Here is a 13,734-nt window from a genome sequence, read left to right on the forward strand (position 1 = left end):
TCCGGGTGAAATTTGATTGCGGTCAGCCGGAGCGGCCTTCAACATCCGCGCCGCGCGTGTCGTCGGTCGTGGCGGGCAGCCACGCCGCCACGCGGTTGCGGCCCGAGCGCTTGGCCGTGTAGAGCGCCGCGTCGGCGGCGTCGGTCAGCGCGCGCCAGTCGGCAAACGCGCTTTGGGTTGTGCACGCCACGCCCACGCTCACCGTGAGCACGCCGTTCGGGCTGCCGGCGTGCGGCACCGCCAGCGCCTCGATGGCGGCGCGCACCTTTTCGGCCAGCGCGAGCGCCTGGGCCTCGCCCGTTTCGGGCAGCAGCAGCACGAACTCCTCGCCGCCATAGCGCGCCGCACAGTCCGCCGCGCGGCGTGCGTGTGCGCCGAACGCGTGCGCGACGGCCGCGAGCGCGTCGTCGCCCGCGAGGTGGCCGTAGCGGTCGTTGTAGAGCTTGAAGCGGTCCACGTCGAGCAGCACGAGCGCGAGCGGGCTGCCCGAGCGGCGTGCGCGCGCCCATTCGTGGTCCGCGCGGGTTTCGAACGCGCGCCGGTTCGCGAGCGACGTGAGCGCGTCGGTGCCCGCCTGCACGCGCAACTCCGCCTCCACCGCGCCACGCCGGCGCAACTGACGCGTGAACATCAACGCGAGCGCGATCAGCGAGATGTCGAGCACCGACGTGAGCGTGCCGATGATCCAGGCGCGCACGCGCCATTCGCGGTAGATGTCGTCCGCCGCGACGGCGACGCTGAACACGAGCGGATAGCGCTCCACGCGCCGCAGCGCAAACCAGCGCCGCACGCTGTCGATCGGGCCCAGCGAGAAGAACCCGTTAGCCTGCGATCGCTGGAAACGCTGGAACAGCGCGGTTTCTGCGACGCTTTTGCCGATCAGCGCCGGATCGTATGGGCGGCGCATGAGCAGCGTGCCGTCGGCGAGCATGAGCGCCACCGTGCCGTTCGTGCCGATGTCCACGCCGCTGAACAACTGCCGGAAATAATCGAGCCGCATCGTGCCGACCACCACGCCCGCGAACGAGCCGTCGGGGTTCGAGAGACGTCGGCTCAATCCGATGGTCGCGTTGGCCGGCCCGTCGCGCGGAATGAACGGGTGGCTCAGAAAGAGGCCCACGTGCGCCGAGTCGCGCTGCGCGATGAAATAGTCGCGGTCGGCCACGTTGAGCGCGCGCGGCGGCACCGAGCGCGAATCGAACACCACGTCGCCCGCCGCGTTGGTGACGAAGATCGCGCCGAGATTCTTCGCCGTGGCCGAGCGGTCGAACAGCAGGTTCTGGCGGATGTCGGCGGGCAGCGAGGCGAGCCGCGGATCGTCGATGGCGTCGATGACGGCCTGCAGCGAAAGGTCGTAGACGTCGAAATTGCGCGCCGTGTCGCGCTCGAAAAGCAGCGCCATATTGGAGGCGGAAGCGCGGGCGCTCGCGAGCGCGTCGTGCCGCATCTGCGCCATGACCCATGCGGCGATCAGCGTCAGCGCTGCGGCCAGCGCGATGCCGATGGCAAGCACGGCGTTCGGTCGGCGGATCATCATCTCGGGCCTTCGGGGGCTGGCCTTGCAGTGGCGCCGGTTGCCGGGCGCTTGCCTGCGCCCGACCGTGGACGATGCCCGACGCCGCGCGCGCCGGGATGCAATCGAGTGTACGACGGCCGGCGGGCGCATGTTGTGCGTATGCATTCATCCTCGCATGCCGCATCAGGCGTGGCTATGCGGGCAAGTCCGGTCGAGGGTGGCGTTTGGGGCGCGGCTCGATTTTTCGCCCTATTCTCCTGAATAAAGTGCGTTTCGAGAGGCGTGCGTTTTGTTAGTCTGGATTCCTCTGCTTTATGGCGAGTCTGCGTATGCGCTTGTCATGCGGCGTGGTCAGTTGTCGCGCACGCCAACGATGGCGCGCGCCTCGATCCACGCTCGCCACTGGCCGCCGAAGTCGAAAGCCGGGTCGATGTCGAACGCTTGCGCAAGCGCGTTGTCGAGCGTGGCGCCGTCGCGCAGCGCCACAAACGCCGCGTGCGCGGCGTGCGTGTGCACGAGCGCCGTGGGCCGCCATTGCGGTCGGACCACGAGCGCCCACGACGGCACATCCACACGCGCAGGCCAGACGCCGCCCGGCTGGTGTGCTCGCCAGATCGCCACGGCATCGAAGCGTAAAGCGAGCGCGGCGCAGGCGGGGTGCACCGCGAGACGCGCTTGCGCAAGGCGCTCTGCGCCGAGCGCTTGCCATTGCTGCGCGTTGATAGGCGTGGCGTTCGCTGCGTAGCTGGCTACGTGCAGCGCCCATTCGAGTCGCGCGACATCGCCGAAATACGCATAACGTGCGTCGGTCTCGTAACGCTCGATGAATTCGGGCAGTTGCGCGCCGAAGCGGTTCAGATCGGCATCGCGCGACGGAAGCGCGCGCGCATAGGCTAGCGCGAGCGCGTCGAACCAGGTCTCGCCGGTCAGGGCCGCGAGCACCGGATACGCGTTCGCGAGTGCAAGCCGCCGCGCCGCGCGCACGTTGCCGCGATACAGGCCCATGCGCTCGTGCAGCAGCGCGGCATCGGCGGGAAGCAGCTCGCGGGTGAGCGCCGCATCGACGCCCGGATCGTCCAGTGCGGCGGCGAAGGCTTGTTGCGTCGCTTCCAGCGTCTTGCGCACCGTCATGAGCGCAGCTCCGTTACGTGACGCGTGTACTTCGCGAAGCGTTCGCGCGCGAGACGCGCCTCGTCGAGCAGCACTTCGAGCGCCGGCACCGCCGTGTCCCACTCGATGAGCGTGGGCGTCGCGCCAAAGCGCTCGAGCGCGGCCTCGTACAGCGACCAGACCGCCGGCGCGACCCGCGAACCGTGATCGTCGATCACGGCCGCGGGCGTCGCGCGATGCCCCGCCAGATGGATCTCGCCGACGATCTGCGGCGGCAGCATGGCCATGGCCGCCAGTGCATCCTCACCGTGGTTGCATTGATTCACGTAAAGATTGTTCACGTCGAGAAGCACGCCGCAGCCCGTGCGCTGCGCGAGCGCGGCGAGGAATTCGGCCTCGCTGTAGCTATCGTTGCGAAATCGTACGTAGGTCGAAACATTTTCGATCAGCACGGTACGGTGCAGCGCGTCCTGCATCTGCGAGACGCGCGCGCTCAAGTGATCGAGCGAGGCTTGCGTGAGGGGCATCGGCAGCAGATCGTGCAGCGCGCCTTGCGCGCTCGCACCCCAGCATAGATGCTCGGAGACGACAGCCGGGTCGATGCGCGCCACCAGCCGCGCGAGCCTCGCGAGATGCGCCGTATCGAGCGGCGCAGCCGAGCCGAGCCCGAGCCCCACGCCGTGCAGGCTCACCGGCAAATCGCGGCGCACGGTTTCGAGCACGTGCAGGTCGTAACCGCCTTCGCCGAAGTAGTTCTCGCTGTGGACTTCGATCCAGTCGACCGCAGGCGGCCCTGCCATGAAGGCCTCGTAGTGCGCGTGACGCAGGCCAATGCCCACGCCACTCAGTGCATCTGGCGCGCTCATCTTGCGCCCCCCGCGTTACGCGCCGCCTCAGCCGCGAGGCTCATTTTTCCGGCATGCCGCCAAGCTTCTCGCACGTGCCCTTCGGCATGGTCTTGAAGTCGCCCTTGTCGTGATCGACCTTGGCCTGGCCCGCGCAGTCGTGCACGCCGGTCTTGCTCGAACAGTCGTTCTGGCCGGCCTTGGCGACGCCGTAGCAATTCACGGTGTCGTCCGCCTGGGCCACGCCCGCGCCGGCCGTCGCAAGACCCGCGAGCGCGGCGGCGATCAGCGCCTGGCGGCCGAGAGAGTTCTTCATGGCGTTTCTCCTTGAACTTCGAAATGGGTTTCGCAGTAAGCGATCGGGATACGCAGCCGTCGCAACGCGCGGCCTTCGGCGCCCTATTTTGCCTCACCGGGCCACGTCCCGGTCCGGCCAAAGCACCGAAGATGGACGGAATTATTGCAATCGCGGTAAGTATGTTTGCTGGATTGCGGTATTTTTCTTTGAAGTGCACTGCAATAAAGTGTCATCAACGGTTCGAACAACACGATTGTTACGGATCGACAACATAATTTTCGGAGGTTGTTACCATGAAGAATCTGATTGCTGCTGCACTCGCCGCTACCGTCCTCGCCGCTCCGGCCCTGTCGTTCGCACAAGCCGAGCAAGCGCCCGTGACGCGCGCTCAAGTTCGCGCCGAACTGGTTCAGCTGGAAAAGGCCGGCTACCGCCCGAATCTGTCGAGCCCGTACTATCCGGAAGACCTGCAGGCTGCCCAGGCACGCGTCGCCCAGCAGAACGGCGCAGCAGAAGCCACGGCCTATGGCGCATCGACGAACGGCAGCGCGCAAGCCGGCACCCGCGCACCGAACATCAAGCCGACCTACTTCGGCCAGTAATCGCGGCTCACACGTAGTGCCGGCGCACTACGCGAGCAACGCCTGGCGGGCCCGCTCTCCCGATTGGGAGAGAGCGGGCCCGCCTTTCATTTCTGCGCCGCGCGTGCAACGCGCGCGGCAGAAATAAGCGGTACGCCCACGAAAACCTCCGCCGCCGGAAATCCGGTGGCTTTGCCCGGACTGCGGTCCGGGCCTTTTTCCTGCTTCCCTCTCGCGACGCATGCGGCCCGCTTTTTAGCGCGGGCCGCGCGCGCAGGCGGCGCGCTCGCAGGGCCTAAAAGCCGTGGGTGACGAGCGAGAGCACGGAAAGATCGGGGTGCGTGCCGTCGATGATGCTGCGGCCCACATGCACCGCCTCTTCGGTGGCGTCCTGCTCGCTGCGCCAGGTTTCGTCGCCGTCCGCGTGATACGTGACCGTGTGGCCCGGCTTCGAGGGATTCGCGCCGGGATGGCAAACGTAGGCCGTATAGGTGTAGCGGTTCGCGCCTTCGTCGGCAGGCGTAGCGCTAACGTGAATCTCGAAGCCTTCGTAGTCGACCTGATGCATCGCAAGCGGTTGAGCGCTCATGGTGACCTCCGGGTGCCGCGGGGTTAGCGGCTGCGGGCTATCCGGCCGATGGGTATGCGGCCAGGTGTTCGGTATTGATTCGGTATTGGGAAGTTTAGGCGATGGGTCCCGGGCGGGTGGCCTACTATTGCAGGGCGATCCACCACCCTGGGAGCTTACACATGGCATCGAACACCGTCCGCCTGCATCGTGTGCTGCGCGCGCCGCCCGAGCGCATCTATCGCGCCTTTCTCGACGCGAGCGCAGTCGTGAAATGGCTGCCGCCCAACGGCTTCACCTGCACGGTTCATGAACTCGACGCGAAAGTCGGCGGCCACTACCGGATGTCGTTCAAGAATTTCACGGCCGGCCACGGTCATTCGTTCGGCGGCGAATATCTCGAACTCGTGCCGAACGAGCGTTTGCGGTACACCGGTGTGTTCGAGGATCAGCACCTGCCCGGCACCATGCAGACGACGGTGGAACTGCGCGCGGTGTTTTTCGGCGCGGAAATGACCGTCGTGCAGGAAGGCATACCGGAGATCATTCCGGTCGAGGCGTGTTATCTGGGCTGGCAGGAGTCGCTGGCGTTGCTCGCGAAGCTCGTCGAAGCCGAGATCAAGCAGTAAAGAAAAAGGGGCGCTCGCGCCCCTTCTTTTCGACCGCATGCCGCTTCAATACCCGAGTGCGCAGCCGTCCTTGCGATGATCGGACGCGCCGGTCAACACACCCCGCTCCCAGTCGATGCGGATCGCCTGCGAACCGCCAATCGGTCCGGCAGCGGGCACGAGCCTGAAGCCGCGATCCGCGAGCACCGCGCGCGCGTTGGCGGGCAAGGTCGATTCGATTTCCACAGTGCCCGTCCCAGGGCGCGGAAAGACACGCGGCAGATCCATCGAAGCCTGCATGTCGAGGCCGTAATGCAGCACCTTCGAAAGGAAGTGCGCGTGCCCCATGGCCTGATAGTGGCCGCCCATCACGCCGAAGCTCATCTGCACGCGACCATCGCGCGCGACCATCCCGGGAATGATGGTGTGCAGCGGACGCTTGTGCGGCGCAATCGCGTTGGGGTGTCCTAGCTCGACCGAGAAGCTCATGCCACGGTTGTGCAGCATCACGCCGGATTCCTTGCCCATCAGCCCGCTGCCGAATGGATAGAACAACGAATTGATGAAGCTCACGCAGTTGCGGTCGCGATCGACGACGGTGATGTAGACCGTGTCGCGGTGCTCGACCTGGGTGAGCGCGGCGGCCGGGTCCAGAACGCTTTCGAGGTCGATGCGGCTGCGCAGGCTGTCCACATAGTCGTCGGAAAGCAGGCGATCGACATCGACGCCGCCATGGCGCGGGTCGCCTAGCACGGCGTCGCGTACTGCGTAGGCGAGCTTCGCCGCCTCGATCTCGCGATGCAGACGGTCGGGGTCGAGCGGGCTGCCTTCGGCGTCGTATTTGTCGAGCAGACGCAGCAACAGCAGCGCGATGACGCCCTGCCCTGCCGGCGGGCATTCGATCACGTCGTAGCCGCGGAATTTCGCGCGAATCGGCGTGACGTATTCGCCGCGGAATTCTGCGAAATCTTCCAGCGTGTGCAAGCCGCCGTGCGCCTGAAGCTGCGCGACGAGATCGGCCGCAACGGCGCCGCGGTAGAACGCATCGCGGCCCGTTTCGGCGATGGCGCGCAGCGTATTCGCGAGGCGCGGTTGACGGTGCGTCGAGCCGGCGCGCGGCGCAGCGCCATCCACGAGCATGGTGGTGCGCGCTACGGCGTCGCGCGAGAGCGTTTCCACTTCTGCCGCCCAGTCGCGCGCGGTGCGCGGCGCGACGGCGTAGCCTTCTTCGGCGAGACGGATGGCCGGAGCCAGTACGTCGCGCAGCGGCAAATGGCCGTGATCGCGATGGAGCGTGGTCCATGCATCCACCGCGCCCGGCACCGTGACGGCGTGCGGCGAATGACGCGCAATGGTTTCCACACCCATGGCGCGCAGACGCTCGGCGCTCGCTGCGGCGGGGGCCCAGCCGGAGCCGTCGTAGGCGATCACGTCATCCGCGCCGCCGCGCGAATAGAGCGCGAAACAGTCGCCGCCTATGCCCGTCGAGCCCGGTTCGACCACGCACTGCACCGCGCACGCGGCAATCGCGGCATCCATGGCGTTGCCGCCGGCGGCGAGAATCTGGACGGCGGCCAGCGTCGCGCTCGGGTGCGAAGTCGCAGCCATGCCGTTTCGAGCCATGACGAGCGAGCGGCCCGGCGTTTCGAAGTTACGCATCGAAGCGTTCTCCTCTTTGGTGTCCTGACGATGTGTTATTTCACGTGACGCAGCATTGCGGCTCATGCCTACGCAGATGCAGGCATGGCAGTTCGCAACGTACGCTTCAAGAACGTCTGCGTACGCGGATGCGAAGGCGCGGTGAAGATACGCTCGGGCGGGCCCTCTTCGATCAACTCGCCCTGGTCGAGCACGACCACGCGATCGGCCACCTCGCGCGCAAAGCCCATTTCGTGCGTGACGACGACCATCGTCATGCCGTCTTCCGCAAGCTCCTTCATCACCTGCAGCACTTCGCCGACGGTTTCCGGATCGAGCGCGCTGGTGGGCTCGTCGAAGAGCAGCACCTTCGGCTGCATGGCAAGTGCGCGGGCGATGGCGATGCGTTGCTGCTGGCCGCCGGAAAGCTGCGACGGATAGTGATCGGCGCGATCGGCAAGACCCACGCGGGCGATCAGCGCCTTTGCCTGCTTGATCGCCTCTTCGCGCGGCATCTTCAGCACGTGGATAGGCGCCTCGATCACGTTCTCCAGCGCTGTCATGTGCGGAAACAGATTGAAGCGCTGGAACACCATGCCGATATCGCGGCGCTGCCGTGCGAGCTGGCGCGCGGAATCGCGCACCAGCGTACCGTTCGGGCGCTCGACAAACCCGAGCAGATGGCCGTTTACGCGCACCCGCCCGCTGTCGTACGACTCGAGCAGATTGAGGCAGCGGATGAACGTGGTCTTGCCCGAGCCCGACGAGCCGATCAGCACCACCACCTCCCCCTTCGCGACGCTCAATGAAATGCCGTTGAGCACCTTGGTCGGGCCGAACGACTTGTGAATGTCCGACGCCTCGATGACGATTTCGCGTGCTTCGTTCATGTCAACGCCCCCGCAGCAGTTTCATCGTTTGCGCGCCGAACAGACGCGTATTCGCAGCCGGCTTCGCCTCGCCGCGGCCGAAGTGCGCTTCGAGCCGCCGCTGCACGAAACCCCAGAGCGTGGTGAGCGCGAGGAAGTAGATGCCGAGCACGAGATACAACTCGAACACGCGGAAGTTCACCGAGGTAATCATCTGCGTGCTGAGCAGCAGTTCCGGCACGCCGATCACGCTCACGAGCGTGGTGTTCTTGAGCATGACGTTGAACTCGTTGCCGAGCGGCGGCACGATCACGCGGAACGCTTGCGGCAGCACGACACGGCGCATGAGCAGCACCGAAGACATGCCAAGCGAGCGCGACGCTTCGTACTGGCCTCTGTCCACCGAACTCAAACCCGCGCGAATGATCTCCGCCTGATAGGCCGCCGAATTCATGCCGAGCGCAAGCACGGCCGCCTGAATATTGCCGGGCAGCGAGATGATGCCGAAGTCGAGATCGTGAAAGTGAAAGATGTTCGCCGCGGCAAACGCGGTGTACAGGAACACGATCTGCATGAGCAACGGCGTGCCGCGCATGACCCAGATATAGCTGCGCGCGAGACACTGCACGGGCAGACTCGACGAAAGCCGCATGAGCGCGACGATCAGGCCGAGCGAGGCGCCGAACGCGATTGCGCAGGCGCTGATCGAGAACGTGAGCCACAAACCGTGCAGATACGCCGGGCTCGGGTCCAGCAGGAATTTCCGGAAGATTTCCCAACTGAAATTCATGGCGTCACCCCGCGCTCACAGGCGATCGTTTTCGAGCTTCCAGGTGGCGAGCATCTTGCCGTAGCGATCGCTCTTCACGAGATCGGCCACGGCCTTCGCGACGGCCGGCGAAAGCGGCTCGCCCTTGCGCGCGCCAATGCCGGTCGCGATTCGATTGAAACCGGGCACCGCCTCCTCGAACATGTCGCCCGAGACCTGCTGAAAGTGCGCGGCGCTTTCCGAGGTGGTGCCGTAGGCATCGACCTGATTCAGACGGAAGGCCTGAAATGCATCGGCATCCGAACTATAGACAACGATGTTCATGGGCGGTTTGCCCGCAGCCTTGAGCTTCTCGTTCTCCTTGTCGAGCAGCGTGCCGATGGTCGTGCCGTTGAGCACAGCGACCTTCATGCCCGAAAGGTCGTCGAGCGAGCGCACGTGGCGCGGGTTACCGCGCGGCACCATGATCGACTGGCTCGAATACATGTAGTCGACGATGTCGATAATCTGGCGGCGCTCGGGTTTGTCGAAGAGCTGGCCGATCACGAGATCGCATTGCTTCGCCTGCAGCGCCGGAATCTGCCCGCTGAACGACATGACCCTCCACTCGACCTTGAGATTGCCGAGCTGCTTCGCGACGTCATGCGCCACGTCGACGGAGAAGCCGCGCGGCTGCTGATTCTCGTCGTAGGACGCGAGCGGTGGCGCATCCATGCTCGAACAGTAAGTGAGCGTGCCGCCTTTCACGAGACCCAGATCGGCGGCCTGCGCCACGGAGGCGCCGGCAACCTGCGCGAGGAGCGCGAAGCTTGCGCAGGCGGCGAGACGAAGACGCTTGAACTGATTTGCTGACATCGAGAGGCTCCTGGCTGAATGTGAGCTGCGTGAGGTACGACGACAGTTAGGACGCCGACGCGTTACGCTCGTGACGCGGGCGATTCGAGGAACTTGATGATCTGGGGAACGGTTGATTCGAGGTGCTCGCGCAGCGCCTGCTCGGCTTGCGCGGGGTCGCGGGTGCGCAGCGCGTCGATGAGGATCTGGTGGGCGTCGCGTGCGCGTTTGCGTCTGAAGGTGGCCTGCTCGATCCACAGGCGCATGGGGCCTTCGATCAGCGTGTAGAGCGAGTGAATCTGCTGGTAGAGACGCGTGCGGCCGCTGATTTCGCATAGGTATTCGTGGAACGCGCAGTGGCGTTGGACCCAGGTGTCCGTGTCGCCTACGCAGGCGTCCATGTCTTCCAGCAGGCGTTGGAGCTTCGTGAGATGCGCTTCGGTGCAGCGGGGGGCGGCGACGCGCATGGCCAGGCACTCGAGCGCGATGCGCATGTCGAAGATGTCCTGGACTTCTTCCACGGTCAGGCCGCGGACGATTGCGCCTCGGTTGGGGCGCTGGATGATCAGGCCTTCTGTGTGCAGTCTTTTTAGCGCCGCCCGCACCGGCATGCGGCTCATTGAGAGTTCTTCGGCAACCGTTTCGGCGACGATGCGCTGGCCTGCGGCGTAGCGGCCTTCGATGATGGCTTCCAGCAGGAAGCGGTAGGCCTCCTCCTCGGCGGTTAAGGCCAGACCGGCTGTGCTGCGGACGTTGGTAGCAGGCATTTTTGTGCGCTTGATCCGTTTTGTGCGGTGCGGGAGGATGCCATTGCGGTTGCTGAGTCGTTGGGGCAGATTACTCCAAGTGGATTTGTGGATCCAGTCTTTCAAAAAAGATTTGATGATGGGCCTGCGGAAGGCGTGAAGGCCACGAACCCTGTGGGTTCGTGGCCTTCTTTGTTTGGTGCTGGCTTTGGTCTGGCGGGCGGATCAGTCTGGGGTGATCACAAGCCTTTTGTTTTCTACCGTGATTCGGACACGCTGGCCTGGTTCAAAGCCTGCGACTTCGAGCCATCGGCCGGAGAGCTTTAGCCAGGGGTAAAGCGGTGGGTCATTTCTTGCCCGTGAACTGGACTTGCGGTACCGCCAAGACTGCCGGATGGTTACGCGGCGCTCGGGATGTGCGTGCAATGCATTAAGATTGGCGTCAGCCATGGTCAACTCCTGTGTTGAGTTGGTTTTGGTTAGCGGGCCGTGAGTGCTGGTAACACTCATGGCCCGCGCTTCGTTTACTGCATTGAGACTTCTACTACTTCTGTGCTTGGGCGAGCACGGTGTCCAACAGTTGTGAGACGAACTGCTGCTTGGGCTTGGGGAGTTGTTCGATTGCTGCGATCTGACGTTGTAGGCGGGACATTGATCTGTAGCCTGCAACCGGCATGCCGAGCGGCTTGCCCAACAACTCATCGACAGTGAGCATCAACAGCTCCGCTATCATGGGCAACATGGACGCCGGAACGCGTGAGCGCCCGCCTTCATAGTGAGCAAGCGTCTGTTGGGCGATACCGAGTGCTTCGCCCAATTGCTGCTGAGTCAGACCGTGCGATTTGCGCGCGCTGACGATGCGCTCCCCAAGCTCGCGGAAGAATTGTTCATCTTTCATGTTCGGGCCTCGCGGAAGAGCGTGCTAGCCAACGCCGAATATACAAGGATGATTGGTTAGGTCATTCTATAGAGAATCGGAGTACGAAGTACTGGATTTCTCTTATCTGAATTTTCTTTTTGTGTTTATTTGACTCAAGACAGATCGATGATGTGCGACAGACCGAAGATCCGCTCTTGAATGAAAGCACACTGTGAGTATGGTTCCCGTTACTGCAACGTTACTGAACAGTTCTCCTCTACATGGCAGCTCTCTTGAAGCGCAGCGGTCAAAACCAGAGACGCGGTTATGCGACGAAATCTAACGCATACAGTGTGATCGTCATCGCCATCACACTGCAGACCCCACCCGCCCATTTGCGTGCGGACCATTTCTTCCACGCTACTGCATTAAGAATGGCGAGACAAATTGCTGGTCCCAGTAGATACGTGATGAGAAAGGGCAAGGTCCACCAAGGGACAGCGCATTTTCCGAGTTCGTGGCAACCGCCAGCCACAGCATTCGGGTGCATAGTCCAATGGAAATACTTCAAGACGTGCAGACACACCCACGTTAGGGCGAATCCAGAGAAGAACCCCAGAAGGCTAACGAGACACCTTGTCAATTATCTCCCCCAAAAGAAGATATCTTTTGCTTCCAAGCCATGATCAACTGACGATCTGTGTCATTGTCAAGGCCACACTGCGGCGTAAAAGCCAAAGTAATAAAGGACCGTGAAAGTGGCGAGCAGGGCTATCGAGATGAGGCGTGAGGATGCAACGGCATTAGCTTCTTTGAATCCAGCGATAGCCCATAGAAAACCAGGCCCAACAACGAACGCGGCAATAGCTATGTAGCCCCAAGACGACACGTTGCAGTGCTCGATATCCCAACACTCGTGCCAACTGGTACTAACTAGTGGCAGTGATAGTTTCCGCGACAATTTACTGAACCACAACGCTGACTGCCATGACAATAGAAGTCCGACAGACAGGTAAACGATCGATAGGGCGACACGCTTCACTTGATTTCCCAAAAGAGAATTTTCTTAGCCTTTCCCAAGTCTGCATACCACGCGGAAGATACCCACAAGGTAAAGCGCATGAACGAATTCACACGACCCTCCATACCTGGCGACGTCAGCTTTTTCCCGTTCCATAGATCAATATGATCTCCGGTTGTTTGACCATTCTTGTCGGTTTTACGCGCCCAATATCCCGAAAAAAATACAATCCCCGTACGGCCCCGAATTTTTTCTTGCCAGTCGCTCCCCGTGATGTCCTCCGGCGTCGGAAGACCGGCGAAGGGTTTCAGGTTTAGCCAGTGCGCCATTTCGTTAGCACGTAGCGCCGTACGCTTGCCATCGATGCGGATCTGTCCTTCGCCGCGGAAGGACTTCATCTCAACACCTACATTGTGCAACGCAATGCTTAGTCGAATCGCACATTGATTGTCGGCATATGGCGGCACCTCACCGGTCTTTGAATCGCGGAATGGATCTTCCTCGTCCGGATACGCTGACCATAGCTCCTGGAATGAGATGGCCCTTAGCTGGACCTCTTTTATCGATCCGGGCTTCGAATTCGTCTGAACTTGTGTTTTCTTATTCGGCATTACTTCCATCCTCGTGGCTCATGGCTTCACTGCTTCAAGGAATCGTGTTGCTGTCGGCGTAGGTGTGAAGCAGACACCCGCTACCACCTATCCAGATCCGCCTGTTTCGCCAGCGCTTCGTCGCCCCAATAGACCGTGTATCGCTCTGCTTCCCTTGTAGCGATGCGGGGAAGAAGCCCGCTCGAATCAACACGGCCGCTGTAGACGCCGCCGGAGTCCGTTTCGATGTAGTAGGGATAACCGGAAAGCGAGGCGCGAGCCATAACGCCGCGCACCTGTTCGTCGTAGTCCAATGTCGACGTGGCGGCGCTCGATGGGCTGACCAAACCTTTACCAGTCAGTGCCACCGCCTGTTCCCCGGTGAACGTCATGCTCATTCCGCGCTCCGCGTAAAACACGGGCGACGGTTCGCAACCACATATGTTGATATCGCCGCTAAGTGCCCATTGCTTTCCGTTTGATGCAGTGCCCGGCCAGCGCGGCCCGCGTGGGGCAATGTAGCCTTCCTGTTTGCACGCGGAACAGTACGTCGACATACCAAGCGTCGCGATCTGAACGCTTGGCGGTGGATTGGAACAGGTGCAGTCATCTAGCCCCTGAGTAATCACCGCGGTAAGCACCCGGGGAAGTCATCTTGACGGAGGCAATCGCTCAAGCGCTCAAGCAGCGGCCGGCGTCCAGCGATGAGGAAGCAGTTGCGCTATGTCGGCGGCACGGTGTGTCGGCAATCGCGTCAACACGTCCTTCAGGTAAGCCAACGGATCGTGTCCGTTCAGTTGTGCAGAGCGGATTAAAGTCATGATCGCGGCCGCTCGTTTTCCGGCACGCAGAGATCCTGCGAACAACCAGTTCGACCTCCCC

General features: G+C 62.8%; 17 protein-coding genes. 2 read left to right on the forward strand and 15 right to left on the reverse strand.

All coding sequences use genetic code 11. The features are described from left to right. Window positions 1–22 precede the first annotated feature (22 nt). From M3I56_RS03920 to M3I56_RS03935, 4 genes are all read right to left on the reverse strand, one after another. Window positions 23–1,537 carry a sensor domain-containing diguanylate cyclase gene (locus M3I56_RS03920; RefSeq protein WP_254352625.1) on the reverse strand — a complete coding sequence of 505 codons (1,515 nt, stop codon included), beginning with the start codon at window positions 1,535–1,537 and terminating at the stop codon, window positions 23–25. 330 nt (window positions 1,538–1,867) lie between these two features. Then, window positions 1,868–2,647: a putative DNA-binding domain-containing protein gene (locus M3I56_RS03925; protein WP_254352626.1), complete on the reverse strand. Its 780-nt coding sequence runs from the start codon at window positions 2,645–2,647 to the stop codon at window positions 1,868–1,870. Continuing rightward, the gene (locus tag M3I56_RS03930) at window positions 2,644–3,492 is read right to left on the reverse strand and encodes a DUF692 family multinuclear iron-containing protein (RefSeq protein ID WP_254352627.1); all 849 of its coding nucleotides are present in this window, start codon (window positions 3,490–3,492) and stop codon (window positions 2,644–2,646) included. The genes M3I56_RS03925 and M3I56_RS03930 overlap by 4 nt, the downstream gene beginning before the upstream one ends. A 40-nt stretch (window positions 3,493–3,532) precedes the next feature. After that, window positions 3,533–3,787: a DUF2282 domain-containing protein gene (locus M3I56_RS03935; RefSeq protein WP_028201731.1), complete on the reverse strand. Its 255-nt coding sequence runs from the start codon at window positions 3,785–3,787 to the stop codon at window positions 3,533–3,535. 275 nt (window positions 3,788–4,062) lie between these two features. Between M3I56_RS03935 and M3I56_RS03940 the strand changes: the two genes are divergently transcribed. Beyond that, entirely contained in the window at window positions 4,063–4,371 is a 309-nt protein-coding gene (locus M3I56_RS03940; RefSeq protein WP_254334198.1) for a DUF4148 domain-containing protein, read from the forward strand. A gap of 274 nt (window positions 4,372–4,645) precedes the next feature. Here the strand turns inward: M3I56_RS03940 and M3I56_RS03945 are convergent, their stop codons facing one another. Continuing rightward, a complete protein-coding gene (locus M3I56_RS03945; protein WP_254352628.1) occupies window positions 4,646–4,939 on the reverse strand; it encodes a hypothetical protein in 294 nt (97 codons plus the stop codon). A 161-nt stretch (window positions 4,940–5,100) separates the two neighbouring features. On the opposite strand from M3I56_RS03945, the gene M3I56_RS03950 reads away from it, so the two are divergent. Next, a complete protein-coding gene (locus tag M3I56_RS03950; protein ID WP_254352629.1) occupies window positions 5,101–5,547 on the forward strand; it encodes an SRPBCC family protein in 447 nt (148 codons plus the stop codon). Window positions 5,548–5,592: 45 nt separating this feature from the next. Here M3I56_RS03950 and ggt read toward each other — a convergent pair whose 3' ends face one another. From ggt to M3I56_RS04000, 10 genes are all read right to left on the reverse strand, one after another. Beyond that, on the reverse strand, window positions 5,593–7,185 hold the full coding sequence (gene ggt, locus M3I56_RS03955; protein ID WP_254352630.1) for a gamma-glutamyltransferase: 1,593 nt from the start codon (window positions 7,183–7,185) through the stop codon (window positions 5,593–5,595). 68 nt (window positions 7,186–7,253) lie between these two features. Then, entirely contained in the window at window positions 7,254–8,054 is an 801-nt protein-coding gene (locus tag M3I56_RS03960; protein ID WP_028201726.1) for an amino acid ABC transporter ATP-binding protein, read from the reverse strand. A 1-nt stretch (window position 8,055) separates the two neighbouring features. Beyond that, window positions 8,056–8,823, reverse strand: coding sequence for an amino acid ABC transporter permease (locus M3I56_RS03965; RefSeq protein WP_254352631.1), 768 nt, complete (start codon window positions 8,821–8,823; stop codon window positions 8,056–8,058). A 15-nt stretch (window positions 8,824–8,838) separates the two neighbouring features. Continuing rightward, the gene (locus M3I56_RS03970) at window positions 8,839–9,657 is read right to left on the reverse strand and encodes an ABC transporter substrate-binding protein (protein ID WP_254352632.1); all 819 of its coding nucleotides are present in this window, start codon (window positions 9,655–9,657) and stop codon (window positions 8,839–8,841) included. Between the two features lie 62 nt (window positions 9,658–9,719). Further along, complete coding sequence (locus tag M3I56_RS03975) at window positions 9,720–10,508, reverse strand: GntR family transcriptional regulator (protein WP_211254022.1); 789 nt, start codon at window positions 10,506–10,508, stop codon at window positions 9,720–9,722. A 99-nt stretch (window positions 10,509–10,607) separates the two neighbouring features. Further along, the gene (locus M3I56_RS03980; protein ID WP_309249124.1) at window positions 10,608–10,892 is read right to left on the reverse strand and encodes a SymE family type I addiction module toxin; all 285 of its coding nucleotides are present in this window, start codon (window positions 10,890–10,892) and stop codon (window positions 10,608–10,610) included. A 34-nt stretch (window positions 10,893–10,926) separates the two neighbouring features. After that, the gene (locus tag M3I56_RS03985) at window positions 10,927–11,280 is read right to left on the reverse strand and encodes a helix-turn-helix domain-containing protein (protein ID WP_254352634.1); all 354 of its coding nucleotides are present in this window, start codon (window positions 11,278–11,280) and stop codon (window positions 10,927–10,929) included. A 999-nt stretch (window positions 11,281–12,279) separates the two neighbouring features. Continuing rightward, window positions 12,280–12,873: a type VI secretion system amidase effector protein Tae4 gene (locus tag M3I56_RS03990; RefSeq protein ID WP_254352635.1), complete on the reverse strand. Its 594-nt coding sequence runs from the start codon at window positions 12,871–12,873 to the stop codon at window positions 12,280–12,282. 80 nt (window positions 12,874–12,953) lie between these two features. After that, window positions 12,954–13,250: a hypothetical protein gene (locus tag M3I56_RS03995; RefSeq protein WP_254352636.1), complete on the reverse strand. Its 297-nt coding sequence runs from the start codon at window positions 13,248–13,250 to the stop codon at window positions 12,954–12,956. Window positions 13,251–13,532: 282 nt separating this feature from the next. Further along, on the reverse strand, window positions 13,533–13,734 hold a 202-nt coding region (locus M3I56_RS04000), incomplete at its 5' end, for a transposase domain-containing protein (protein ID WP_254352637.1).

The organism is Paraburkholderia sp. CNPSo 3281 (assembly GCF_024206515.1).
Classification (GTDB): domain Bacteria; phylum Pseudomonadota; class Gammaproteobacteria; order Burkholderiales; family Burkholderiaceae; genus Paraburkholderia; species Paraburkholderia nodosa.